The organism is Nonomuraea roseola, assembly GCF_039535395.1.
Classification (GTDB): Bacteria; Actinomycetota; Actinomycetes; order Streptosporangiales; family Streptosporangiaceae; genus Nonomuraea; species Nonomuraea roseola.
Genome location: NZ_BAAAXC010000015.1, coordinates 3,154,733 through 3,176,928 on the forward strand (window position 1 = coordinate 3,154,733; position 22,196 = coordinate 3,176,928).

At 70.6% G+C, this 22,196-nt stretch carries 23 protein-coding genes; 11 read left to right on the forward strand and 12 right to left on the reverse strand.

What is annotated here, in order from left to right; genetic code table 11:
- The first annotated feature begins 117 nt into the window (after positions 1 to 117).
- The 4 genes from ABFX55_RS38360 to ABFX55_RS38375 are packed head-to-tail and all read left to right on the forward strand — an operon-like array spanning position 118 to position 5,300.
- The gene (locus ABFX55_RS38360) at positions 118 to 1,308 is read left to right on the forward strand and encodes a cytochrome P450 (protein ID WP_346128018.1); all 1,191 of its coding nucleotides are present in this window, start codon (positions 118 to 120) and stop codon (positions 1,306 to 1,308) included.
- Entirely contained in the window at positions 1,308 to 2,876 is a 1,569-nt protein-coding gene (locus ABFX55_RS38365) for a peroxidase family protein (RefSeq protein ID WP_346128020.1), read from the forward strand. Before ABFX55_RS38360 ends, ABFX55_RS38365 begins: the two co-directional genes overlap by 1 nt.
- Positions 2,873 to 5,023, forward strand: a complete 2,151-nt coding sequence (locus tag ABFX55_RS38370) for a hypothetical protein (RefSeq protein ID WP_346128022.1) — start codon at positions 2,873 to 2,875, stop codon at positions 5,021 to 5,023. The genes ABFX55_RS38365 and ABFX55_RS38370 overlap by 4 nt, the downstream gene beginning before the upstream one ends.
- 13 nt (positions 5,024 to 5,036) lie before the next feature.
- A complete protein-coding gene (locus ABFX55_RS38375) occupies positions 5,037 to 5,300 on the forward strand; it encodes a hypothetical protein (RefSeq protein ID WP_346128024.1) in 264 nt (87 codons plus the stop codon).
- Positions 5,301 to 5,378: 78 nt separating this feature from the next.
- Here the strand turns inward: ABFX55_RS38375 and ABFX55_RS38380 are convergent, their stop codons facing one another.
- Both ABFX55_RS38380 and ABFX55_RS38385 read right to left on the reverse strand, forming a co-directional pair.
- Positions 5,379 to 6,041 (reverse strand): response regulator, encoded by a 663-nt coding sequence (locus ABFX55_RS38380; RefSeq protein WP_346128025.1) that lies wholly within the window; start codon positions 6,039 to 6,041, stop codon positions 5,379 to 5,381.
- A complete protein-coding gene (locus tag ABFX55_RS38385; RefSeq protein WP_346128027.1) occupies positions 6,038 to 7,246 on the reverse strand; it encodes a sensor histidine kinase in 1,209 nt (402 codons plus the stop codon). Before ABFX55_RS38385 ends, ABFX55_RS38380 begins: the two co-directional genes overlap by 4 nt.
- A gap of 109 nt (positions 7,247 to 7,355) precedes the next feature.
- Here ABFX55_RS38385 and ABFX55_RS38390 point away from each other — a divergent pair, with 109 nt between their 5' ends.
- Together ABFX55_RS38390 and ABFX55_RS38395 are read left to right on the forward strand one after the other, a co-directional pair.
- Positions 7,356 to 8,330, forward strand: a complete 975-nt coding sequence (locus ABFX55_RS38390) for a hypothetical protein (protein WP_346128029.1) — start codon at positions 7,356 to 7,358, stop codon at positions 8,328 to 8,330.
- Positions 8,331 to 8,390: 60 nt separating this feature from the next.
- Positions 8,391 to 9,473: an epoxide hydrolase family protein gene (locus ABFX55_RS38395; protein ID WP_346128031.1), complete on the forward strand. Its 1,083-nt coding sequence runs from the start codon at positions 8,391 to 8,393 to the stop codon at positions 9,471 to 9,473.
- Positions 9,474 to 9,676: 203 nt separating this feature from the next.
- On the opposite strand, the gene ABFX55_RS38400 is transcribed toward ABFX55_RS38395, so the two are convergent.
- On the reverse strand, positions 9,677 to 10,213 hold the full coding sequence (locus tag ABFX55_RS38400) for an NUDIX hydrolase family protein (RefSeq protein ID WP_346128032.1): 537 nt from the start codon (positions 10,211 to 10,213) through the stop codon (positions 9,677 to 9,679).
- A 104-nt stretch (positions 10,214 to 10,317) separates the two neighbouring features.
- Between ABFX55_RS38400 and ABFX55_RS38405 the strand changes: the two genes are divergently transcribed.
- Positions 10,318 to 10,944 carry a hypothetical protein gene (locus tag ABFX55_RS38405; RefSeq protein WP_346128034.1) on the forward strand — a complete coding sequence of 209 codons (627 nt, stop codon included), beginning with the start codon at positions 10,318 to 10,320 and terminating at the stop codon, positions 10,942 to 10,944.
- 28 nt (positions 10,945 to 10,972) lie between these two features.
- Here ABFX55_RS38405 and ABFX55_RS38410 read toward each other — a convergent pair whose 3' ends face one another.
- Both ABFX55_RS38410 and ABFX55_RS38415 read right to left on the reverse strand, forming a co-directional pair.
- Positions 10,973 to 12,259, reverse strand: coding sequence for a DUF1254 domain-containing protein (locus ABFX55_RS38410; RefSeq protein WP_346128036.1), 1,287 nt, complete (start codon positions 12,257 to 12,259; stop codon positions 10,973 to 10,975).
- Between the two features lie 68 nt (positions 12,260 to 12,327).
- Positions 12,328 to 13,305 carry a glycerophosphodiester phosphodiesterase family protein gene (locus ABFX55_RS38415; RefSeq protein ID WP_346128038.1) on the reverse strand — a complete coding sequence of 326 codons (978 nt, stop codon included), beginning with the start codon at positions 13,303 to 13,305 and terminating at the stop codon, positions 12,328 to 12,330.
- Between the two features lie 154 nt (positions 13,306 to 13,459).
- Between ABFX55_RS38415 and ABFX55_RS38420 the strand changes: the two genes are divergently transcribed.
- Entirely contained in the window at positions 13,460 to 13,822 is a 363-nt protein-coding gene (locus tag ABFX55_RS38420) for an STAS domain-containing protein (RefSeq protein WP_346128039.1), read from the forward strand.
- Positions 13,823 to 13,871: 49 nt separating this feature from the next.
- Positions 13,872 to 14,726, forward strand: coding sequence for an FRG domain-containing protein (locus ABFX55_RS38425; RefSeq protein WP_346128041.1), 855 nt, complete (start codon positions 13,872 to 13,874; stop codon positions 14,724 to 14,726).
- Positions 14,727 to 14,729: 3 nt separating this feature from the next.
- Here the strand turns inward: ABFX55_RS38425 and ABFX55_RS38430 are convergent, their stop codons facing one another.
- A complete protein-coding gene (locus ABFX55_RS38430) occupies positions 14,730 to 15,182 on the reverse strand; it encodes a DUF4383 domain-containing protein (RefSeq protein ID WP_346128043.1) in 453 nt (150 codons plus the stop codon).
- A 110-nt stretch (positions 15,183 to 15,292) separates the two neighbouring features.
- Complete coding sequence (locus ABFX55_RS38435) at positions 15,293 to 15,943, reverse strand: hemerythrin domain-containing protein (RefSeq protein WP_346128045.1); 651 nt, start codon at positions 15,941 to 15,943, stop codon at positions 15,293 to 15,295.
- Between the two features lie 205 nt (positions 15,944 to 16,148).
- Between ABFX55_RS38435 and ABFX55_RS38440 the strand changes: the two genes are divergently transcribed.
- Entirely contained in the window at positions 16,149 to 17,390 is a 1,242-nt protein-coding gene (locus tag ABFX55_RS38440) for a DUF5994 family protein (protein WP_346128047.1), read from the forward strand.
- Between the two features lie 3 nt (positions 17,391 to 17,393).
- On the opposite strand, the gene ABFX55_RS38445 is transcribed toward ABFX55_RS38440, so the two are convergent.
- Entirely contained in the window at positions 17,394 to 17,774 is a 381-nt protein-coding gene (locus ABFX55_RS38445) for an STAS domain-containing protein (RefSeq protein ID WP_346128048.1), read from the reverse strand.
- A 66-nt stretch (positions 17,775 to 17,840) separates the two neighbouring features.
- Positions 17,841 to 18,044 carry a cold-shock protein gene (locus ABFX55_RS38450; RefSeq protein WP_346128050.1) on the reverse strand — a complete coding sequence of 68 codons (204 nt, stop codon included), beginning with the start codon at positions 18,042 to 18,044 and terminating at the stop codon, positions 17,841 to 17,843.
- A gap of 446 nt (positions 18,045 to 18,490) precedes the next feature.
- Between ABFX55_RS38450 and ABFX55_RS38455 the strand changes: the two genes are divergently transcribed.
- On the forward strand, positions 18,491 to 18,793 hold the full coding sequence (locus tag ABFX55_RS38455; RefSeq protein WP_346128051.1) for an STAS domain-containing protein: 303 nt from the start codon (positions 18,491 to 18,493) through the stop codon (positions 18,791 to 18,793).
- Between the two features lie 184 nt (positions 18,794 to 18,977).
- Here ABFX55_RS38455 and ABFX55_RS38460 read toward each other — a convergent pair whose 3' ends face one another.
- The 3 genes from ABFX55_RS38460 to ABFX55_RS38470 form a co-directional block, all read right to left on the reverse strand.
- Complete coding sequence (locus ABFX55_RS38460; RefSeq protein ID WP_346128053.1) at positions 18,978 to 19,724, reverse strand: hypothetical protein; 747 nt, start codon at positions 19,722 to 19,724, stop codon at positions 18,978 to 18,980.
- Between the two features lie 211 nt (positions 19,725 to 19,935).
- The gene (locus ABFX55_RS38465) at positions 19,936 to 21,276 is read right to left on the reverse strand and encodes an FAD-dependent oxidoreductase (protein WP_346128055.1); all 1,341 of its coding nucleotides are present in this window, start codon (positions 21,274 to 21,276) and stop codon (positions 19,936 to 19,938) included.
- 17 nt (positions 21,277 to 21,293) lie between these two features.
- Positions 21,294 to 22,154, reverse strand: coding sequence for a tryptophan 2,3-dioxygenase (locus ABFX55_RS38470; protein WP_346128056.1), 861 nt, complete (start codon positions 22,152 to 22,154; stop codon positions 21,294 to 21,296).
- Positions 22,155 to 22,196: the final 42 nt, after the last annotated feature.

Below are 22,196 nucleotides of genomic sequence, written 5' to 3' on the forward strand. Positions count from 1 at the left end.
CTGATTCAACGGGCGTCTCCCACATCACGTCAGTTGCCTGGAAGCCACGAATCAATCACTCACGGGAGTCATAACACTCCATTGGGTAGTCACCCCAGTATGTGGCTCCATAGCCACATGGGCCATCTGGAGAAGTACGACGAGACGCTGGCACGCGACCCGATGGCCGCGTTCGGCCTGGTCAGGGAGTGGATGCGGACCGAGTGGCGGGAGCTGTTCGCCGAGCTGCGCGAGCGGCGGCCGGTCTTCGCCACCCCCGTCCTCACGGTCGTGACCCGCTTCGCCGACGTCACCGAGGTGCTCTCGCGCGAGGAGGTCTTCACCGTCCGGGCCTTCGGCCCTCGCCTCGACGCGGCGCTGGGCGGGCCCTTCATGCTCGGCAGGGACGCCACCGCCATGAACTGGCGGGACAAGGGCATCATGCAGTTCGTGCTCGACCCCGGCGACGTGGCGGGGGTGCGCGAGCTGGCGGGCCGCCTGGCCGACGAGGCGCTCGACGCGGCCGCGGCGCGGGGCGAGATCGAGGTGGTCCACGAGCTGTTCAGGCCCGTGGCGCTGGGAGTGTGCGCGCAGTACTTCGGCCTGCCTGGCCCCGATCCGCAGACGCTGTCCCGATGGACCAGGACCATCATCACCGACTGCTTCGCCAACTACCTCGGCGATCCCGCCGTCCAGGCCGCCTCGGTCGAGGCGGGCGCGGAGATGACCGCCTATCTGCGCGCTGAGCTCGAGGCGCGGAAAGCCGGGCGGGGCCCTTCGGGCGATGTGTTCGCCAGGCTGGTGGCGAGCGGCCTCGACGAGGAGCGGGTCGTCGTCAACATGGCGGGGCTGCCGCTCGGATTCGTCGAGAGCGGCCCTGGCGCGATGGTGGAGGCGACCGAGCAGCTGCTGCTGCGCCCCGAGGTGCTCGCTCGGGCCGTGACCGACGACGACTTCGACCGCTACGTGTGGGAGGCGCTGCGGTTCAACCCGTTCTTCAAACTGCTTCCCCGCATCTGCGAGCGCGACTATGAGCTGGCGGGCACCGTGATCCCCGCGGGCACGTTCGTGCTGGCCGCGCCCGCCTCGGCGATGTTCGACGCGGCGGTGCTCGACGAGCCCGACGAGTTCCGTCTCGACCGTCCACGCCACCACCAGCTGTTCTTCGGCTACGGCCATCACGCGTGCCTCGGCGTGCATCCGGCCAGGGCGATCATCTGCGAAGCCGTACGGCGGTTGCTGCTGCGGCGGGGCGTGCGGGTGATCGAAGGCGTCACCCGCGCCGACGGGATCTTCCCCGACCGGTTCGTCCTCGGGTTGGAGGCGTGATGACAGCACGCGGCATCGCCACCGACGGAGCCGTCAACAGGCTCAGGTTCCTGGCACTGACGCGCGGGCGGCCGTTCTGGGAGCTCGTCCAGAGCGTCGAACCCCTCAGGCGCCGCGTCAACTCCGCGCTGATCGACCTCGCCGTGCGCGAGATGCCGCCCAGGCCCGAGCCGCTGAGCACCATGGCCGACTACACCTCGTGGGCCTCCCTCACCGACCGCACCTACAGCGGCAGGCACGTGGCGCCGCACCACGGCGACGAGGGCAGGCCCACCCCCGAGCAGGCGGCGAGCCTGTTCGCCAGGGGCGAGGAGATGATCCCCTGCCCGCGCTCCACCGTGCTGTTCGCCTACTTCGCCCAGTGGTTCACCGACGGCTTCCTGCGCGGCGACACCAACGTGCCGCGCGACCCGCGCAAGAACACCTCCAACCATCACATCGACCTCAACCAGGTGTACGGCCTGCACCCCGCGGCCACCGCCGCGCTGCGCACCTTCGAGGGCGGGCGGCTCAAGAGCCAGATCATCAACGGCGGCGAGTTCCCTCCCCACCTGTGCGAACACGGCAAGATCAAGCCGGAGTTCGCCGCGCTCAGCGTGATCCGATTCGGCGAGCTCACCGAGGCCCAGCGCGACACCCTGTTCGCCACCGGCAGCGACAGGGGCAACATCCAGATCGGCTTCACCATGCTCACGGTGCTGTTCCTGCGCGAGCACAACAGGGTGGCCCGCGTGCTGGCGGACAACCATCCGCGCTGGGACGACGAGAGGCTCTTCCAGACGGCGCGCAACATCCTCATCGTGGTGCTCATCAAGCTGGTGGTCGAGGAGTACATCAACCACATCACCCCCTACCACTTCCGCTTCACCATGGACCCCCGGCTGCCGGCCGCGCTGGCCCGCGCGCCCTGGCACCGCGAGAACTGGGCCTCGGTGGAGTTCAACCTCGTCTACCGCTGGCACGCCCTGATCCCCTCCACGCTCACGGTCGGCGGGAGAGAGCTGCCGATGGCGCAGACGCTGCTCGGCGGCCCGCTCGTGCCCGAGGCGGGGCTCGCCAGGCTCTTCGAGGAGGCCTCGAGGCAGCGGGCCGGGCGCATCGGGCTGTTCAACACCGACCCGCTGCTGCGTGAGGTGGACGTCGCCAGCATCGCCGACTCGCGGGCGCTGGCCCTCGCGCCCTACAACAGCTACAGGGAGCACTGCCGCTTCCCCAGGGTCCGCAGGTTCGAGCACGTGTCGGGGGATCCTCGGGTGGTCGAGGGGCTGAGGTCGCTCTACAGAAGCGTGGACGACCTCGACCTCTACGTGGGGCTGTTCGCCGAGGAGCCTGGCTCGCCCGACGCGATGCTGCCGCCGCTGCTGACCAAGATCATCGCCATCGACGCCTTCTCCCAGGCGCTGACCAACCCGCTGCTGGCCCCCCGGATCTTCAACTCCGCCACCTTCTCGCCCCAGGGCATGAGGATCATCGCGGCCACCAGGAGGCTGGCCGACGTCGTGCGCCGCAACACCCCCGAGGACCCCACACCCCGCCGCGTCGCCATGACCCGGCTGGGACACCCGTGACCTCCGCCTCTCCACCGGGTCCCGCGCCAGGGGCAGGGCGCGATCAGGGGGAGGAGGCCGCAGGCGAGGCGTTGCGGGCGGCGGCGCGCGACCTCGTCGAGGTGGGCATCCGCGTGCATGAGGCGTCGGCCCACGCCACCGCCGCCCTCACCGGCCGCGCGACCCTGGCGGCGATGCCGCGCGCCCTCACCGCAGCCTGTCTCACCCACAGCGCCCTGTTGCGAGCGCTGACCAACCCCGACGGCCTGGGCTGCGCGTTCACGGGAGGCAGGATCGCCGGCGTCGCCGCCAAGATCGGCGCGATGGCGGGGACGGAGAGCCTGGCCGTGCGCGTCCTGGCGACCTCGCTGCGCCTGAGGATCGCCGCCGTCGCCCTGGACCATCCCGAGCTGGTCGCCGACCCCATGCTGGGCAGGCTGATCGAGGCCGCGGCGGCCGACCGCGATCTCGAGGCGGTCCGCGCCCTGCGCGCGCTGCTCAAGGACCGCGGCGCGGTGCGCGCGCTCAGCCAGCTGGCGCCGGTCTTCGGCGAGGTCCTCGCCCTGCGGGCGCTGCTCGACGAGAACCCGCTCAACGACGACGCCGCCTGGCTGATCGCGACGGGGAAGGGCTTCGCCAACGCCGACCCGATCACCGGCATGAGCAACAGGGCCGTGGCGGTCCTCGACAAGGGGGAGGGCGCGGCGCGCCGCGTCCGGGTGGAAGGGCGCCTCGGCAGGGAGGGTTCGCTGCTCGCCTTCCTCGGCAACATCGCCGAGCTCGGCACCACGGGCAGGGTCCTGATCCAGAGCGTCGAAGGCCCCGACGGTGTGGTGCGCCACGTGGTCCAGGCCCCCGGCATGCGGGCCGGAAGGCCCGACAACGACTCGCCGCAGGACCTGCTCGGCGCCTTCAGCAGCGCCGTCCTCGACAGCAGCCCCTACAGCCGGGCGCTGACCAGGGCGGTCGAGGACTACGGCCTGCCCGAGGGCGCCGAGGTCGCTCTCATCGGGCACAGCGCCGGCGGCGCGGCGATCATGAACCTCGCGCAGGACGCCGGGTTCTGCGCCCGTCACACCGTCACCCACGTCGTCGCCGTCGGCGCGCCCGTCGACTTCAAGCGGCCCGCCGACCCCCGCACCTGGGTGGCGAGCGTCACCAACCAGCACGACATCATCCCCACCCTCGACGGCCAGGGCGCGGGCGGCTGCTTCGACCTGCACCCCGACTGGTACGTGGTCGACTACTTCGACTCGACCCACCTGTTCCCGCTCTGCCACAGCATCGAGCACTACCTCGCCAACCTGGTGGCCGACCTGCCCGAGGAGCGCGGGCGGATCGACACGGCCCTGTCCGCCTACCGGGGTCCCGTCGTGCGTGAGCAGGCCTACCTGCTGTTCGACCGGGATCCCCACCCCGAGGGCTTCCCCTTCCTGACCGTGCCCACCCGCGTGGAGGAGGGCGTCGAGCTTCCGGTCAGGTGCCAGGACGGCAGCGCGCTGACCGCGTGGTTCGGCGCCGACCCCGCGGCGGCGGACCTGCTGCTGGAGGGGACGGGCTTCGGCCGGGCGGTCAGGGTCGGCGGCAGGGCTCTCGTCGTCGTGCACGCGGCGTGGAACAGGCGCAGCAGCCTCGGCGCCTACCGCGAGCTCCATCTCGGGGTCGTCGTCGCCGATCCCTGGCGCTCGCGGTCGCTCCTGGTCTGGCCCGACCTGCTGCGCGGGGCCGACCGGCGGCGCTCCGGCCTCCACCTGGCGGGCTCGGTGGTCGACGCCAAGGGCGTCGTGGGCGCGGCTTCCCTGTTGTGGGGCGGCGAGCCGTACGTGCTGCCGGTGGGCTTCGGGCTCGCGGGCGGGAGCGTGGACGTCGCGGTCGGCGGCCTGCTGCGACTGCGTGGACGGCTCGGCCCGTGGGCGCCGGTCGGCGAGCGCGACCTGGTCGGCTACGTGAGCGGGCAGGCGGCCACGCTGCGCGCCTGCGTGCGGGCCCGTGGCTGGGCGCGCCTGCATCCCGCGCCGAGCGCGCGGCTGGCCGTCGCCCGATCGGAGCACCCGCTGGCCCTCCGGCTGGGCGAGCTGGGCCTCGACGGCGCCCGCCCCCTGCTGTGCGTGACGGCTCCGCGCCGCCAGAGCCTGACGGACACCGCAGTCCCCCTGTCGACCGGCTGAACGGAGCACCGGCATGAGCGCCGTACCAGAGGACATCGCCGGCCACGCCGCCGTCCTGCAGGAGGACGCGCTCGCGCTGTCCGAGTGCGCCGAGCGGCTGCGTGCGATCGAGGCCAGGCTGGAGGAGGCGGGGGCGGCGCCGCCATGGCTGCGCGACTCGGTGCGGGCCCATCTGGCCGCCTGCGCCATGGCCTCCGCCGACGTGGCGGAGGCCGCGGCATGGCTGCGCCGCTACGCCGCCGTCACGCTGCCAGGTGGACGGCCCGCGCGGCGCTGAGCCCCGACTCCAGCGCCCCTCTTCGGCCGGCAGGGCGAGCGCATGCACGTGCGCGCCAAGCCGAGTTGAACCCCGGCCTCATCCTCGCGCCCTGACGAGACGGTTCTCGTAGGCGAAGATCACCGCCTGGATCCTGTCGCGCAGCCCGAGCTTGGCCAGTACGCGGCCGACGTGCGTCTTGACCGTCCCCTCCGACACGAACAGCAGGCCGGCGATCTCGGCGTTGGAGCGGCCCAGCGCGATTTGCTGGAGGATCTCGCGCTCCCTCGGCGTCAGCGCGGCCAGCGGATCCGGTCCGTCGCCCGGCACTGGGAGGTCCGCGGCGACGTGGTCGAGCAGCCGTCGCGTGGTGGAGGGGGCGATGACCGCGTCGCCTCGGTGTACGGTGCGGATCGCCGCGAGCAGGTCCTCGGGCGGCGCGTCCTTGACAAGAAAGCCACTGGCCCCGGCGCGGAGCGCGGCGAAGGCGTACTCGTCGAGGTCGAAGGTGGTGAGCACGATCACCCGGGGCGCCGGGCCCTGGCGGGCGAGCAGACGGCGGGTCGCCTCCACCCCGCCCATGCGCGGCATCCTGACGTCCATCAGCACCACGTCGGCTCGGGCGGAGGCGAGCCTGTCCAGCGCCTCGGCGCCGTCGCCCGCCTCGCCCGCGACCGTCATGTCCTCCTGGGCCTCGACGACCATGACGAAACCCGCCCTGACCATCACCTGGTCGTCGACGAGGAAGACCCTGATCGTCACTCCCGCCCCTTCGCCGTGTTCATCGGCAGGTACGGCAGGCGGGCCACCACGTGGAACCCGCCCGACGCCGAAGGGGCCGCACTCACCGCGCCGCCGAAGGCGACGAAGCGCTCGCGCATGCCCACCAGGCCGTGCCCGCCCACGGTGCCGTGCTCGCGAGGTAGGCCAGGACCGTCGTCCTCCACCCGCACCATCAGCTCGGCGGCTTCCCAGTCCAGCCGCACCATGGCCTCATGTCCGTGTCCCGCGTGCTTGAGCGTGTTCGTCAGCGACTCCTGGACCAGCCGGTAGACCGCCAGCTCGGCGGCGGGACTCAGCCGCCGCTCGGCGCCCTCGCACAGGAACGTCACCTCCAGCCCCGCGGCCCTAGCCCCTTGGAGCAGCTGGGGCAGCTCCGCCAGCGTGGGCTGGGCGTCGGCAGGCTCCAGCTCCAGCGGCGCGTCGGCGCGCAGCACGCCCAGCAGGCCGCGCATGTCGGCCAGCGCGTGGCGCCCCGTGTCGGCGATCGTCGTGAGGATCCCCGCCGCTCTACCGGGGTCGGCGCGCACGGCGTAGGTGCCGCCCTGAGCCTGGCTGATCACCACGGACAGCGAGTGCGACACCACGTCGTGGATCTCCCTGGCGATCCTCGCACGCTCCTCGGTCACGGCTCGCAGGGCGCGCTCCTCCCTGTCGGCCTCGGCCCTGCGCGCCCGCTCCTCGAGCGAGGCCAGGTACGCGCGCTGCGTCCTGCGCCACAAGCCGAGACTCCAGGCCACCATGCTGACGGCGAGCAGGAAGAGGAAGACGAAGGAGGGCGGCAGACCCGCGGCCTGCCGGGGTTCCAGCCAGAACCGCGCGCCGACCGCAGCCGATCCGAGCACGGCCGTGGCGGCTCCCGCCGCCGACGCCGCCCGCGGGCCGTTCGCGCAGAGCGAGTAGAGCGACCAGGGGAAGATCAGCATGGGTGGCGGCAGCAGCAGATCCGTAGCCGCCAGCATGGCCGCGCACCCGGCGGAGACCAGGGCGAAGGAGCACAGCGGCGTGGTGCGGCGAAAGGCCATCGCGGCCGTCGCGAGCAGCGCGCCGGCGACCACGAGAGGCTCAGGCGCAGGGCCCGCGCCGAGCACGAGCCAGGTCCAGCCCATCAGTGGCAGGCCCACCAGCGCGGCCAGGGCGGCGTCCGCGGCCGCCGGCCGCGTCCTGAGCCGAGGCAGCGATGACATGGGCCCGAGTCTACGAACGGGAGCGGAGCCCCCGCGTCTGCCTGAGGTCTCATCTTCTCTGGCCGCAGGGCAGACGCGTAGAGGGCCTCAACGGCGGGACCGTGGGCTCATGCGATCAAGAACACTCGTCGCCGGATATGCCGCCGCGGCCTGGGCGCTGGCCTATGCGGGACTTCGCGCCTACTGGACGATGGGCGGCGACTGGCTCGCCGCTCGCTGCGACGCCACCGAGGCGGCCAAGGCCACCGCCGCCGATCCGTGCGAGACCAGGCCGCTGCCCGAGTTGGACGCCCTGGCCGGGTGGGGGAGCGTGCTCGCGCTGATCGCGGTGGCGGTGCTGGCGCTGGCCACCGTGCGGCCCTTCGGGCGGCGCCTGCCGAGGACGGGCCTGCTCGTGACGACCCTGGTCGCCGCACTTGTCCTGCTGTGCCTGGGCGGCCAGATCCTGCTGCTCGGCCTGCTTCGTGTGCTCTTCTGGTTTACGGGGCTGCCCGGCTGGGCGGGCGAGCCGTACTGGGCGCTCTTCGCGGGTCAGCTCATCGTGCTGGCGGGCGTGGGGACGCTCGTCGTCGCGGTCTGGTCCTTCCGGCGAAGGACTGGCTCCGAGTCGGTGGACGTGGAGGCCGCGCGCAGGTGGTTTCGCAGGTTCGGCTGGATGGCGGCGGTGGCGCCACTGCCGTACGCGGTGTTGAAGGCGGTGTGGGCGCTCGGCTGGCCGGTCGGTGGATACGTCGAGTCGGGGCTGTCGGGAGAGCACCACTGGTACAGCCCGCTGGCCGATCCGAGCGTCACGATTCCGGTGTTCGGCTCGTTGTGCGCGATCGCGCTGATCTCAGGCCTGGCTGGCTGGGTGCCGCGCTGGATGGTGCTGACGGCGGGCTGGGCCGGCGGTGTCGGCCTGCTTTCCATGGGTCTGCCCGCGGCCGTGACGACGGTCGGTGCGCTCGCGGGGCTGGCCGAACTTCCGACTGCGCCGGGGAGCGCGGACCTGTGGGTGATCTGCCTGACCTACGGCGGCTTCCTGTGCTGGGGCGCCGCGCTGGTGGGTCTGATGGCTTTCTATCAACAACTATGGAATGGATGATTCCGTTCTGCTATAGTTGGAACAGAACAAACCGTTCCGAAAAGTTCGAGAGGAACCGTCATGGCTGAGATTCGCCCCTTCCGCGTCGAGATCCCCCAGGCCGACCTGGACGACCTGCAGGCGCGGCTGGCTCTGACCCGCTTCACCGACGAGGTCGAGGGTGCGGGTTCCGACTACGGCGTGAGCGTCGCGTGGGTCAGGTCGATGGTCGACTACTGGCGCACCGGCTACGACTGGCGCGCGTGGGAAGCCAAGCTCAACGCCCACCCGCAGTTCACGACGGAGATCGACGGGCAGAACATCCACTTCATCCACGTGCGCTCCGCCAAGCAGGACGCGCTGCCCCTGATCCTCACGCACGGCTGGCCCGGCACGGTCGTCGAGTACCTCGACGTGATCGAGGACCTCTCTCAGGACTTCCACCTGGTCATCCCCTCGATGCCCGGCTTCGGGTTCTCGGGGCCGACCAAGGAGAAGGGCTGGAACCGCTTCAGGATCGCCAAGGCGTGGGCCGAGCTGATGGCCCGCCTGGGCTACGAGCGCTACGGCGCCGTCGGCAACGACGGGGGCTCGTTCGTCTCGCCCGAGGTCGGCAGGGTCGACTCCAAGCACGTCGTCGGGGTGCACGTCACCCAGATCTTCTCCTTCCCCTCCGGCGACCCCGCCGAGCTGCAGGACCTGACCGAGCAGGAGCAGGCGGCGATGGCGCACCTGCAGTGGTTCTGGGAGAACATGGGCGCCTTCAACCAGCTCCAGTCGCAGTCGCCGCAGACCCTGGCCCACGCCATCGCCGACTCGCCCGCCGGGCTGCTCGGCTGGATGGGCCAGCTCATCGGCGGCCACCTCGACCGCGACTTCACCCTGACCAACATCGCGATCCACTGGTTCTACGGCACCGCGGGCTCGTCCATCCGCCTGTACTTCGAGGACGCCAAGGCCGAGCACCCGGTGGAGCCGACCACCGTGCCGATCGGGCTGGCCGGCTTCGCCAACGACTTCCAGTCGATCCGCCGCTTCGCCGAGCGCGACCACAAGAACATCGCGCAGTGGAACACCTACGACACCGGCGGCCACTACGCCGCCCACGAGGTGCCCGAGGTCCTCGCGAGCGACGTGCGGGCCTTCTTCACCAGCCTTCGCTGACGAGACGGCCGAGCATGGAGGGTGGGCCCTCGGGATCGTCGAACTGACGACGGGAGACCACACGCCGCGCGGCTGCCTCAGCGTGAAGAGCGTCCACGCCTGCGGGCCCGACTCCGAGCCCGTACGGCAGGACGCGGTCGGGCGCAGGAAGGCGGGGGAGGCGGCGCTGCGCGCCCTGCTCGGGCCGGATCAGCGCTGAGAGGTCAGTAGAGCCTGCCGACGTGCGCGAGCGCCTGCTTCAGCAGCACACCCTGCCCGCCGGTCATCTCCTGCTGCACCATGGGCGAGGCCGCCTCCTCCGGCGTGAACCAGACGAGGTCGAGCGCGTCCTGGCGCGGGCGGCAGTCGCCGACGACGGGAACGATGTAGGCCAGGGAGACGGCGTGCTGGCGCGCGTCGTGGTACGGCGTGACACCCGGCGTCGGGAAGTACTCGGCGACGGTGAACGGCTGGGGCGAGGCAGGGATGTGCGGCAGCGCCACGGGGCCGAGGTCCTTCTCCAGGTGGCGCAGCAGCGCGTCGCGGACCCGCTCGTTGTGGAGCACCCGTCCCGAGACCAGTGCCCTGCTGACCGTGCCGTCCGAGCCGATACGCAGGAGCAGGCCGACGTGGGTCACGATGCCGGTGTCGTCGAGGCGCACCGGCACGGCGTCGACGTACAGGATCGGCAAGCGCTCCCGCATGGACTCCAGCTCTTCGGGAGCAAGCCAACCTGGCGCCGTTTCGGTCTTTTCGGTCATTGGCTGATCGTACGTCCCCGCGCCCGTCCTGTAGGGGACGGACTCGGGGTCAGCCGGGGAAGTCCCCGATGGGCCGGGGGATACGGGCCCGCGAAACTTCAACCATGACGAACAGAACCGCGGTGGCCACGCTCGTCGCCGCCCCGCTCCTCCTCCTGGCCGGCTGGGCCGTCATGAAACTGGCCTGGGTCCCCTACAGCCACTCGCTCCCGTGGACCGAGGCGCTGGCCGTGTGGACCGCGGGGCACGTGTTCTACCTGGCCGCCTACGTCGCGTTCGTGCCGGTCATCCTGACGCTCGGCCGCCTGGTGAGCGAAGGGTCGGGCACCGGCGTCAAGCTCGCCTCGGGCGCTCTCACGGCGCTCTCACTGGTGGGCGTCGGCGGCTTCGTCGGCCAGATGGTCATCGACCTGGCCGTCGGCTTCCAGGCAGGTCACCGCGAGGCGATGAGCGCCGTGAGCGCGGGGTTCAAGGCCTACCCCGGCGTCTCCGTCCTGTTCTACGGTCTCGTGCCCTCGCTCTACCTGGCGGGCATCGTGCTGCTCGTCGTGCTGGCCGCGGTCCTGCGCAGGGTCGGCGTGGCCGTCGCCCTCGCCGTCCTGCTGTCGGGCGTCCTGATCGGCAGCCAGGACGTGGCGCTGATGACCGCGGGCACGGTCGGCCTCTGCCTCGGGCTCGGCGCGCTGGCCCTGGCCCTGCGCGGACCCGCCCTCTCGCCGTCGCCGAGCTAGCGGTCCTTGTCGCCGCGTCGATGACTGGTCAGCGTGGTGTGAGCCTTGGGATGCGCCATTCGCCGCTCAGTGCCTCGGGGGCGGGGCCGTACATGCGGATGACGATGACGAAGGGGCCGTCGGGGGCGGGCAGCCAGTTGCTCTGGCCCTCGGCAGGGCGGTCGCGCTGGACGTACAGGGTCAGCCCGCCGTCGTCGTCGTAGACCACGCCGGGGGTGTGGTCGCCGATCGAGTAGCGGTCGATGGGGTTCTCCACGAGCAGCCGCTCGGGCAGGTGGTACATCGTGGCCGACCAGAAGAACCGCGCGGGCGGCAGCTGTCCAGGGAGGAAGTGGATGACGTAGTCCTTGCGGGAGCCGTCGGGTCTCTCGCCCTCGCTGTCCTTCAGCCATCCGGCGTAGAAGGCCTCCTCGGGCGGCAGGCCGTACAGGCCCTTGTCCACGCCGACCGCGCGGGTCAGGTAGTGGTCGCCGTGCTGGGCGCGGGTGCCGAACCAGCTCGCGGAGTGGTCGGGGGAGGAGTCGGCCTGTTCCAGCGCGTCCCTGCCGTCGGCGATGCCCTGGTCCAGCGCCTCGCGCAGCTCGGGCGAGGGGGAGAAATTGCCCGCGCCGTCCACGCCGATCGAGGCCAGCCTGTCGCGGATGCCCTTCTCGCTGGGAAGGACGGGGAAGAAGTGCAGCAGGAAGTCCAGGTAGGTGTAGAACTCGACGCTGTCGAGCACGTCCTCGCGCCAGACGGGCCAGTGAGGGTGGCTCACGGCAGCCGGCGGCACGGTGCCGAGGTAGGTGTGCAGGGGGCGCAGATCGTAGCTCCGCTGGACGGCGCGCAGCGCCTTGACGTCGCCGGGACCGGCCAGATAGGTACGGCCGAGCACGCCGACCAGATAGCTGTCGGCGCGAAACACCTGGTCGACGCCCTTGGGGGTGGAGCGGTCCCAGTCGGGACCCGCGATCAGGTAGGTCCCAGGGCCCTTGCCTGTCGCCCTGGATCCGACGAAGCCGATGTAGGAGGTGTCGAGGTCGTGGAAGGGCAGCACGTAGTAGCGGTCGATGGCCGGCACCGTCAGGACGTACGGCTCGGTCCGCACGGCCAGCCACGCCCACGAGAACGGCGTGTCGCTGTTCGGCAGCGTCACGTCGATGTCGTGCGGGGTGAAGGGCTCGGCGTAGTGGCGGAAGCGGCCGAACCCGCCCACGTAGTGGGGATCGTCGACGTCGATCGCCTGCTTGTACATGGTCCGGTAGTTCATCAGCATCGGGAAGCCGTAGATCCAGCCCTCCGCGGCGATCCGCCGCGCCTCTGCCCTGTCGACCATGACCGCACCCCCATCAGGCTTTCATAGGGAAATGCCCGGATGTCCGCCTTTTCTGCTCCTGTGGAAGGTCAAGTCATCGCCACGGCGGCGGTGTCTGGGTAGTCGGTGACGAACGCGTCCACCCCGAGGCGGAGGTGGGCACGGTACTCGGCCGGCGCGTCGCCGTGGTCCCAGGGCAGCGGCCCTCGCCGCAGCTCGGCAGGCAGGAAGCGGTTCTCGTTGCGGAAGGTGTAGACACCGATCTTGAGCCCCGCCGCGTGCGCGTCCTGCACCAGCGTGGTGGGCGCCGCTGAGGCGCCGTCGGGCCCGAGCGGGATCACCGAGGACTTGTCGGGACCGATCCACTGGGCGTACTCCGCGATCCTCGCGAGCCCTTCGGGACGCATCATGTCGGCGTAGGTCGCCGGATCTCCCGCCACCTCCAGGTCGTACGGCCGGCCCGCCGTGCCGAGCGCCTGCCAGAGCGGCACCCGCAGCTCCTTGGCCACCCGGCGCAGGCTGGAAGGCTCGAACGACTGGATGACGATCCGCTCCTGCCGGCCGCAGGCGACCGTCTCGATGAGCGGCTCCTCCAGCGGCAGTCCGATCGACCTGAAGTAGGTGGGGTGCTTGGTCTCGGGGAACACGCCGACCTCGCGCCCGTGCCGTAGCGACAGTCGCTCGGCCAGGTCGAGCACCTCCTGGAAGGTCATCACCTCGTGGACGCCGTCGTACACGGTGGCCCGCCGGCGCAGCTCGGGGAGCCGCTCGACCGCCCGCAGGGTCTTGAGCTCCTCCAGTGTGAAGTCCTCGGTGAACCAGCCGGTCACCTCGAGGCCGTCGATCACCTTGGTGGTGCGGCGTCCCGCGAACTCGGGATGTCGGGCCACGTCGGTGGTGGAGGAGATGTCGTTCTCGTGCCTGACGACCAGCACGTGGTCCTTGGTGGGCACCAGGTCGGGCTCGATCCAGTCGGCGCCCATGGCCACCGCCAGCTCGTAGCTTCCCGCGGTGTGCTCGGGGCGGTGACCTGCCGCACCCCTGTGTCCGATGATGATCGCTCGCATGCCAATTATGGTAAGGACCGAAATATCCGATACCGAATCCTATGAACATCCTGTGTGGACCTCACAGACGAAGCGAGGGCGAGTACCATCCCTGATGGTCATGCCCGTGGGATCTTCTCCGTGCGCCCGTGCGCTCCCCCCACCGGAGGTCCAGTTGGAGGCGTTGAGCCTGTCGTGTCAGCAACTGCCGGGCGTCACCCTGATCCAGGTCGGCGGTCAGCTCGACGTGACCAACGACACGCAACTCCGGGCGTTCGTGCTGCAGGCCCGCCGACGGCTCTCCGACCATCTCGTGTTCGACCTCGGTGAGCTGACGTTCATGGGCAGCAGCGGCCTTCGGGTGGTGCTCGACGCCCACCGCGCGGGTGCCGGCCACGGAGGCGCGGTCTATCTGGCCGCGCTGCAGCCCGAACCGGCCAGGCTCGTCGAGATCACCGGCGCCGGTCGTCATCTGCGGGTCTGCGCCACCGCTCTCGAGGCGCTCACCCACGCCCTCGCCGCGCGCATCACTGAGTGATCTGCCTGATCAGAGGTGTGGAGCCGGAGAGCTGGGGCATCGGAGACCGATGGGAATGGTCGAGGTGTCGTCGTGGAGAGAGCTCGACGACGCGATCGCCGGGGTGGACCGTAGGCACGGTTCGGGCCACGCGCACTCGACGCTGGTCTTCCGTGGCCTGGCCAAGAGCAGCTACTCGCATGTGTCGGGGCTGGCCAGGCTCCAGGGCGACTACGCCGTCCTCGAGCCGCACCTGATTCGCAACTTCCGCAAGTACGCCCATCGCCAGACGCCGGGCCCGACGGTGTGGGACTGGCTGGCGCTGGGCCAGCACCACGGCCTGCCCACGCGGCTGCTGGACTGGACCTTCTCGCCGCTGGTGGCCCTGCACTTCGCGACCGCCTCCTGGCCGGCCGACGACGGCGTGCTGCTGGCGGTGGACTGCGCGGCGGCGCACCGGCTGCTTCCCGAACCGTTGCGCGTGATGCTCGACCGCGAGGGAGCGCTGCTCTTCACCACCGAGATGCTGGCGAGGGAGGCGAAAGACCTCGCGAGCTTCGACGCGCTGGGCGACGAGCCCTTCCTGGCCTTCTTCGAGCCGCCGTCACTGGACGAGCGGGTGGTCAACCAGTCGTCGGTGCTGTCGGTGATCTCCTGCCCCGAGTTCCAGGTCGAGCAGTGGCTCGGCAAGCACCAGGACCTGTGGTGGGCGTGGTCGATCCCTCCCGAGGTCAAGGCCGAGATCAGGGGGCGGCTCGACCAGGCCAACATCACCGAGAGAGTGCTCCTGCCAGGGCTCGACGGATTGGCGGCCTGGCTGCGCCGCTACTACACGCCCTGCCTCGCAGGCCGTACGGAGGACGGCGGCGCGTCGATGAGCGGCATGGAGACGGACCGCCAGCAGGAGGGCCGGATGGGCGGCTGATCCTCAGTGCTTGCGAGCGGTGGGCACCCGGCCCCTCGTCAGCAGGAAGCCAAGGGCGATCATGCCCACGCCCAGGACGAAGTGCAGCCAGTTGTCGGCGACGTTGACGGGCACGAAGTTCGCGGCGCTGTCACGGTCGATGACCATGCCGTACAGCCACAGCAGCAGATAGATGACCCCTCCGCCGATGAGGAAGTTGCGGGCGCCTGCCCAGGTGCGGGCCAGCAGGATGCCGGCGACGCCGAACAGCAGGTGGACGATGTTGTGCAGGATCGAGACCTGGAACACGCCGAGCAGGAGCGCGTCGGAGTGGTGGCCGGCGAACCGCAGGTCACCGTAGTCACTGGTGACGCCGGGAATGAAGCCGAGCACGCCCACGAGCAGGAACACCGCGCCCACGACGAGCGAGGCGAGCTGCACCGGCGAGGTGCGGGCCGGGGTACGAGGGGTGTCCATGGCAGACCTCCCTGGGAGCCATTGGTACCCTGACCAGCTACCCGAGAGAGGTCGAACCAGTCGTCGCGACAGACGCGGACGAGCCGATGCGCCTCCGGACCCCGCGCGGCTCAGGAGCGCTTGCTCACCGCGGCCTCCAGCTCGGTCTTGGTCATCCTCGACCGGCCGGGAAGGTCCATGGCCTTGGCCTTCTCGTAGAGCTCCTCCTTGGTGAGCTCCCCTTCGGCGCTCGACTTCTGCGCAGGCACCCGGGTCGCCTTCCGCGCGGGCGCGGGGCGACCGGCCTTCCGCGCGGGGGCGGCCTTCTGCGCGGGCACGCTCAGCGCGAGCATCTCCTGGTCCCTGCGCTCCTTGAAGGCCCTGCCCAGCTCCTGGAGCCGCTTCGTGCCCACCGCCTCGGCGAGGGCGGGCAGGATCTCGTTCTCCTCCTCCTCGACGTGGTGGGTGACCGACTCGACGAGCTGCATGAGCACCCTGTCGAAGTCGGGGCTGTCCGGCTTGGCCGCCTTGAGCTTGTGGAGGAGGATCTCGGCCTCCTTGTGCTCCTCGAAGCCGTGGTGGACCTCGCCCTTCTCGGCGGGGGCGGCCTCGCGGATCACGGGATAGACCCTGTCCTCCTCCGCGCGCGCGTGCGAGGTGAGCAGCGCGGCCAGTTCGGCCACGTCGGCCGTCCTGCTGTCGCGATTGCTCTGCAGCCGCTCGAAGAGGGCCTCGATCTTGCGGTGATCGCTGGTGATCAGCGTGATGACATCTGTCGGCATACGGGATCAGCTACCCCGCGAACACGCTCCGTAGTCAGTCGAGCGGCAAATCCAGCCAGACGCTGACAGGCGTAGAGTGGCAGTACCGAGAAGTTCCGTGCGCCGGCATTCGCATCGACGCAGGCCCCGGTCAGCAATCGACTCCTCACGAGTCGAAGACAGGCGGCACGTCATGATGCCGAACCACACCACCGACTCTGCCGGCGTGCGACTGGTGCTGGAGCCGACGGAGACCCGTGACGGAGTCCTGCACGGCGCCTGGTGGCCTCGCTCCCACGACCTGCGCAGCGAGCTCGCCGCCCTCGTCACCGACCTGGGCCGTCGACTGGGCACGATCCTCCGCGTAAGGGTCGACCACGACGCATGGGACGACGTGCCGTCCAGCCTCATGATCGCCGGACGGTTCCTCAGGATCGGTGACTTCCCCTCGCCGATGGGGACGATCACGGTGATCCGCGGCGGCCACGACGGCTTCCTCCTGCTGGTGGTCCCGCCCGAGACCACCGCCACGCGGGCCGCCTCCATGATGGCGGCCGCCGCGCGCCCCGCCAACGGCACCTGCGCGGCGGAGCTCCTCGCGTCGAGGGGCGCCGCCGAGGAGACGCCGCCCTCGGAGACCAGGCTCGCCATGACGCGCGCCTACACGCAGGCCGACGAGACGGCGGTTCTCGCGCTGGTCAACGCCGACCGGCTGCCGGGGCAGCCCATGTGCTCGAGGCAGATGCTCGCCGACGCCGTCGAGGGGACGTGCGTGGACAATCCGTCGCCTTGGGCCGAGCTCGACCCACCCCGCACGGAGGTGCTGATCGACGACTCCGGTGACGTGGTCGGCGTGATCTCCTACACGACCAGGGCGCGCGACGCCGCGGGACTCATCCTGTGGCTGCACGGGAGCGAGAACATGACCGTGATCGAAGCTCTCGTCCAGCGGGCTCTCGACTGTCTGGAGGGGTGCTCCTTCGTCCACGCGTTCACCGTCGCCTCGGCGCTGACCTCGGGGCTCGGCGCGCTCCCCGGCGTCCGCCGCGCGACCACGCGCAAGGTGCTCGAACACGCGGGTTTCGCCGGCCGCGACTCATGGCGCTACCTGCACCGCGGAGTCAGAGGACTCGGGCTGGCGCAGACCAGTCCGCTGGTGAGGGTGGCGGCCTGCCTGCGGCCGTCGGGATGGTGGCTGAGCGTCGCCGAGCACGAGATCGGGGTCGAGGCGGTCGCGGGAACGCCCTCCCACGGCGTGGGGGTGCTGTGGTGGCTCGGCATGGACACCGCCCACGACGACGCCGCGCTCGACAAGGCCGTGCTCGACCGGGCTCTCGCGCTGCTCTACGCGAACGGAGCCAGGGAGATCGTGCTCTACGCCGAGGGCGAGCCACTACCCGCCCGGTCGCTGTTCGACACGGCGGGCTTCGTCGACGTCGACCATCTGGCGTCGTACGCCAGAGGGTGAGGTCTATCTGCTGGCGGGACGCGGCGGCGGCACGAGGGTCGTGGCCTTGCCGTAGAGGGGCAGGCTGCGGTCGAGACCCGTGAGGTGCAGCAGCGTCACCATGTAGGGGCGGGGCGAGGCCACGCCGAAGTCGACGCCCCGCGCGCGGGCGCGGCGCTGCATGCCGACCAGGACGGCCAGCCCTGAGCTGTCGCAGAACACGACATCGGTGAGGTCGCACACGAGTGCGCCCGTGCTCTGGTCGAGCGCGTGGATCAACAGGTCGCGCAGGGCGGGGCTGGTGAAGATGTCGATGTCGCCGTGCAGACGGACGACGGTGGCGTCGGAGGGAAGAGGCCGAGCGCCCGCCTTGAGGCCGGGTTGTCGAGTACTGACGATGATCATGGCAGGTCCGATCGACGATGGGATGGGAAGGGCTTCATGGCGTCCCGGCCGCCACGCGGCCGGAACTCACACAGGTCGTACGGCCTGCGCCTGAGGGCCTCTGTCACCCTGGCTCACCTCGAACTCGACGCGCTGGTCCTCGGCGAGGCTGCGGAAGCCGCCCGCGTCGATCGCGGAGAAGTGCACAAAGACATCAGGACCACCACCGTCGACGGCGATGAAGCCGAACCCCTTGTCATCGTTGAACCATTTCACAGTTCCCTGTGCCATGTGGTCTCTCCCTTGCCCGAGATGAGGGCGGATCGCAGGCTCGCGCTCCGCCGACCGGTTGTCACAGCGGCGGTACCGCGCCATCTCTCGACGAAACAGGGGCACACCCATGCCATCCACGAGCGTGCGAGAGCAAACCACGTGCACGGATAATCCGGCTGCAACGTATAACGGACGAGCCGGTTCGAGCATTCCCGCGGGCCGCCGCCGCGGGACCGCTCCCAAGGTAGACTTCGGGGACCGAGGACATTTCGTGCGTTGGCATTCAGGCTCGCGTCGCCCGCGGCGACAGACGATTATCCGGCCATTTTCCCGGTCTTTTCCGGCCTCTGAGCAGGCGATCACGACGCCGGTGCCGCTTCACCGCCTCACGCCGCCGACGGCGGCTCGTCGATCTCGTGCACGAGGTCCGCGCAGGCGTCTCATCCTCTCCGATCGGAGCACCCATGAACGTCTTCGACGCCTCGGCCTCGACCACGACCGTCCGGCTGTCCGGCGAGATCGACATCTTCAGCAGCGCCGCCCTGAGGGAGCGGCTGCTGGGGGAGTTGCGCCGCAGCTCCAGCCTGCTCGTCCTCGACCTGTCGAGAGTGTCGTTCTGCGACACCTCGGGTCTCGGTGTCCTGGTGGGCATCCAGCGTCGCGCCAGGTTGATGGGCATCACGCTCGCGCTGACGGGAGCACTGCCGTACATGGCCCAGCTGTTGCACACCACCGGGCTGGACCGCAGGCTGCCGACGGTGGCCTGAATCGAAGACGTCCTGTCGGCGCTTTTGTTTCACCTTCTCTTTACACGGTCTTCGGCCGACTGGCGTAGAAGGCCTTGTAAGCGCTTTCGCACATTACTGTGAAAGCGCTTACAGTCATAAAGGCTTATGGATATGACCAGCCACGAGGTGGCTCGGCGCGCCCGGGTGTCCATCGAGACGGTCGTCAGCCGGAGACGCCGAGGAAGAAGGCGGCGGGGACCAGGGCGATCGTCAGCGCGACGGCCCACCACCTGGGCGCGGGCGCCTGCCGCAGGACGGTGACGCCGAGGGGGACCAGGGCGAAGGCGAGGCCGAGGAGGGCGGCGAAGGAGATCGGGTCGCTGCTGCCCTTGAGCACGCCCAGCGGAAGCCCGGCCGCGAGCGCCAGCGCGACGCACCGCGCCACGCCGACGGCCCCCGTGCCCATGGCCCTGGCGCGGAAGGCGCCGACCGCGAGCACGATCCAGCCGCCCATGATGAAGACGTTGACCGCCTTGAAGACGTGGAAGGCGCCGTAGGTCGAGGCGACTGCCTTCTGCGCGGCCTCGAGACCGAGGGCGTCGACCAGTTGGAAGGCCAGGTGGCTCACCCCCGCGTGGAAGACCCGGCCGAACAGCCCGAGAACCACCAGCGTGACGCCCCACCTGGCCCAGCCGGGGCAGGTGACGCCGATCCCGCGGGCCAGCGAGGTCACGGCGGGCCACAGCAGGACGGTCCCCGCCGCGAAGAGGCTGTAGGAGAGGACCATCCGGCCAGGCTCGGCGGCGTAGGCGGCCAGCTGGCCGGGGAAGAAGTCGGCCTCCCCGATCCGCGCCAGCGCCCCCGCGAGGAGCAGCAGCGGGCCGAGGATCAGGCTCACGCCCTCGACCCACGGTCCAGGAAGGGTGGCGCGGTGGTCCACGGCGGTCTGCGGTGCATCGGCGATCGTCATGCGCCTCATTCAACCGACGGCCGCCCTCGGGCACACGGGCGCGGAAGCGAGAGCCGGAGGTATACCTGGCACTACCGCTTACGTCGTCGTAACACGCCTCCCTGTGTCATCTCCTCCTGTCCGGCCGGACGCCATGACGCCCCGTCCAGAAGGAGACCACACGTGACTCGACACCAGCCTGCGGCGGCAGCGGCCGTGGAGCGGAAGGCCGTCACCGGCGCGTGAGGCCTCGCCTTCGCCCGGATGACCTCAGCGCCGACACGCCGGCCGCGAGCAGCCCCGCGAGCACGGCGGCGACCGCCGTCCCGAGGAGTCGCCGCTGCCCGCGCACCCTGCGCCTGACCTGCGCGTAGGGCACGGTGGAGAACGACACCAGCGCGTAGCGCGACAGGTAACGGCCGGGCAGCGCCGCCTCCAGCCAGTGCTCGACGTTCTTGACCAGCCGGTACATCGGCGAGGCCACCTTGTCGCGCATCTCGACGAAGTTGGCGAGCGCCATCTCGGCGATGGCGTCGGTGTTCTCCCTGCGCCGCTCCTCGAACAGCGGCAGCGCCCGCTCCCACCTGCCGCCGCTCTCCTCCAGGCACCGGTCGAGCTCCACCACGTCCTCGAAGCCGCAGTTGGCTCCCTGGCCGTAGAAGGGCACGATCGCGTGCGCCGCGTCGCCGATCAGTCCGACCCTGCCGTCGGCGTGCCACGGAGCGCAGCGGACGGTGCCGAGCAGGCCGACGGGGTTGTGGCGGTAGTCGTCGGCCAGGTCGGGGGCGAGCGGCACCACGTCGGGGTAGCGGGCGCGGAAGTGACGTTCGACGGCCGCCGGGCTGCTCAGCGAGGCGAAGCTCGCGGTGCCGCCCGTCGGCCAGAACATCGTGCAGGTGAAGGAGCGGTCGGGATTCGGCAGCGCGATCATCATGGAGGTGCCGCGCGGCCAGATGTGCAGGGCGCCGGGGTCGAGCGCGAACTCGCCGTCCGCCGCGGGGATGGTCAGCTCCTTGTAGCCGTGGTCGAGGAAGTCCAGGCTCTCCTCGATGCGCCCGTGGGCGAGCAGCTGCCCGCGTACGGCCGAGCCCGAGCCGTCCGCGCCGAGCACCACGCCTGCCTCCGCCAGGACGTCGCCCTGCTCGGTCTCGAACGTCATCGTCCCTGTCGCGGGGTCGAGGCCGGTCAGCCGGTGCCCGAAGAGGACCTTCACGCCGGGAGCCGACTCGGCGGCGTCGAGCAGCGTGTTGTTGAGCGCGCCCCTGCTGATCGAGTTGATGGCCAGATCGCCGTCGCGGCTGTACCTCTGGAAGTCCAGCGGGCCGGAGACCGGATGGATCATCCGGCCGCGCATCGGCAGCGCGTCGGCCATGACCCGCTCCTCCAGGCCGATCCTGCGCAGCGCGTCGAGGCCGCGTTCGGAGATGGCCAGGTTGATCGATCTGCCCCGCTCCACGGCCCCGCCGCGCGGGTCGGGCCGCCGTTCGTAGACGGTCACGTCGAGACCGCGCCTGCCCAGATAGCAGGCGAGCAGGCAGCCGGTGAGCCCCGCGCCGACGATGGCCACGTTCATGGTGTCCTTCGCTTTCTTCACATGTGGGTACGGGCCGACCACAGCTCGGGGAAGACCACCCGGGCCATGCTGCGCTCCAGCCACGCGAGGCCGTTCGAGCCGCCGCTGCCAGGCTTGGCGCCCATCGAGCGGCGAACGGCGGCGACGTGCTGGTAGCGCCAGTCGCCGAACTGCTCGGCGACCTCGGAGAGCGCCTCGCCGAGCATCCGCAGCTCGTTGGTCGGGCTGTCGTCGCGGTAGACCTCGACCCAGGCCTTCTCGACCGCCGCGTGCGGTTCGTGCTCCAAGGAGAAGTCGCGTTCGAGCAGTTCAAGGGGGACGTCGTGGCCGCGGCGGGCCAGCAGCGCGATGGTCTCGTCCCAGACGCTCGACGACTCGAAGGTGCGCATCAGCTCGCGGTGGACCTTCGGTTGCCGCCTGAACGGCCGGAGCAGCGCGACGCTCTTCAGCCCCAGCAGGAACTCCAGGTGCCGGTACATCGAGGACTGCAGCCCGGACGCCTCGCCGAGCTGGTCGCGGAAGCGGTTGAAGTCCGCAGGGGTCATCCACCGCAGCCCGCGCCAGCTTCCGTTGAGCCCTTCGAGGTGCAGCGCCGTACGGCGCAGCGGTGCCAGAGCCGCCCCCACCTCGTCGTCGCGCAGCGCCGCCCTGGCGTTGCGCAGCTCGAAGGTGACGAGCTTGAAGTACAGCTCCATCACCTGCGTGATCATCAGGAACGACATCTCGCCGGGGTCGTCGCTGAGCGGTTGCTGCAGGTTGTGCAGCACCTCGGTGTGCACGTAGGCGTCGTAGGGGACCTCGGCCTGGAACTCCAGAGTCGGTGATCCACCCGTGGCCATGGCCCGTTCGGCCCGCTCCACGGCCGTCGTCGGCCGCACTGTCTGACGTGTACCGTCCACTGGTCACCCTCCCCTGACTGA

Coding starts and splice junctions, on each gene's coding strand:
- ABFX55_RS38405 (WP_346128034.1), top strand. CDS start 10,318: ATGACGAACAGAACCGCGGTGGCCACGCTCGTCGCCGCCCCGCTCCTC.
- ABFX55_RS38360 (WP_346128018.1), top strand. CDS start 118: ATGGGCCATCTGGAGAAGTACGACGAGACGCTGGCACGCGACCCGATG.
- ABFX55_RS38390 (WP_346128029.1), top strand. CDS start 7,356: ATGCGATCAAGAACACTCGTCGCCGGATATGCCGCCGCGGCCTGGGCG.
- ABFX55_RS38460 (WP_346128053.1), bottom strand. CDS start 19,724: ATGACGATCGCCGATGCACCGCAGACCGCCGTGGACCACCGCGCCACC.
- ABFX55_RS38410 (WP_346128036.1), bottom strand. CDS start 12,259: ATGGTCGACAGGGCAGAGGCGCGGCGGATCGCCGCGGAGGGCTGGATC.
- ABFX55_RS38455 (WP_346128051.1), top strand. CDS start 18,491: ATGAACGTCTTCGACGCCTCGGCCTCGACCACGACCGTCCGGCTGTCC.
- ABFX55_RS38430 (WP_346128043.1), bottom strand. CDS start 15,182: ATGGACACCCCTCGTACCCCGGCCCGCACCTCGCCGGTGCAGCTCGCC.
- ABFX55_RS38385 (WP_346128027.1), bottom strand. CDS start 7,246: ATGTCATCGCTGCCTCGGCTCAGGACGCGGCCGGCGGCCGCGGACGCC.
- ABFX55_RS38425 (WP_346128041.1), top strand. CDS start 13,872: ATGGGAATGGTCGAGGTGTCGTCGTGGAGAGAGCTCGACGACGCGATC.
- ABFX55_RS38375 (WP_346128024.1), top strand. CDS start 5,037: ATGAGCGCCGTACCAGAGGACATCGCCGGCCACGCCGCCGTCCTGCAG.
- ABFX55_RS38445 (WP_346128048.1), bottom strand. CDS start 17,774: ATGATCATCGTCAGTACTCGACAACCCGGCCTCAAGGCGGGCGCTCGG.
- ABFX55_RS38435 (WP_346128045.1), bottom strand. CDS start 15,943: ATGCCGACAGATGTCATCACGCTGATCACCAGCGATCACCGCAAGATC.
- ABFX55_RS38400 (WP_346128032.1), bottom strand. CDS start 10,213: ATGACCGAAAAGACCGAAACGGCGCCAGGTTGGCTTGCTCCCGAAGAG.
- ABFX55_RS38395 (WP_346128031.1), top strand. CDS start 8,391: ATGGCTGAGATTCGCCCCTTCCGCGTCGAGATCCCCCAGGCCGACCTG.
- ABFX55_RS38365 (WP_346128020.1), top strand. CDS start 1,308: ATGACAGCACGCGGCATCGCCACCGACGGAGCCGTCAACAGGCTCAGG.
- ABFX55_RS38450 (WP_346128050.1), bottom strand. CDS start 18,044: ATGGCACAGGGAACTGTGAAATGGTTCAACGATGACAAGGGGTTCGGC.
- ABFX55_RS38465 (WP_346128055.1), bottom strand. CDS start 21,276: ATGAACGTGGCCATCGTCGGCGCGGGGCTCACCGGCTGCCTGCTCGCC.
- ABFX55_RS38415 (WP_346128038.1), bottom strand. CDS start 13,305: ATGCGAGCGATCATCATCGGACACAGGGGTGCGGCAGGTCACCGCCCC.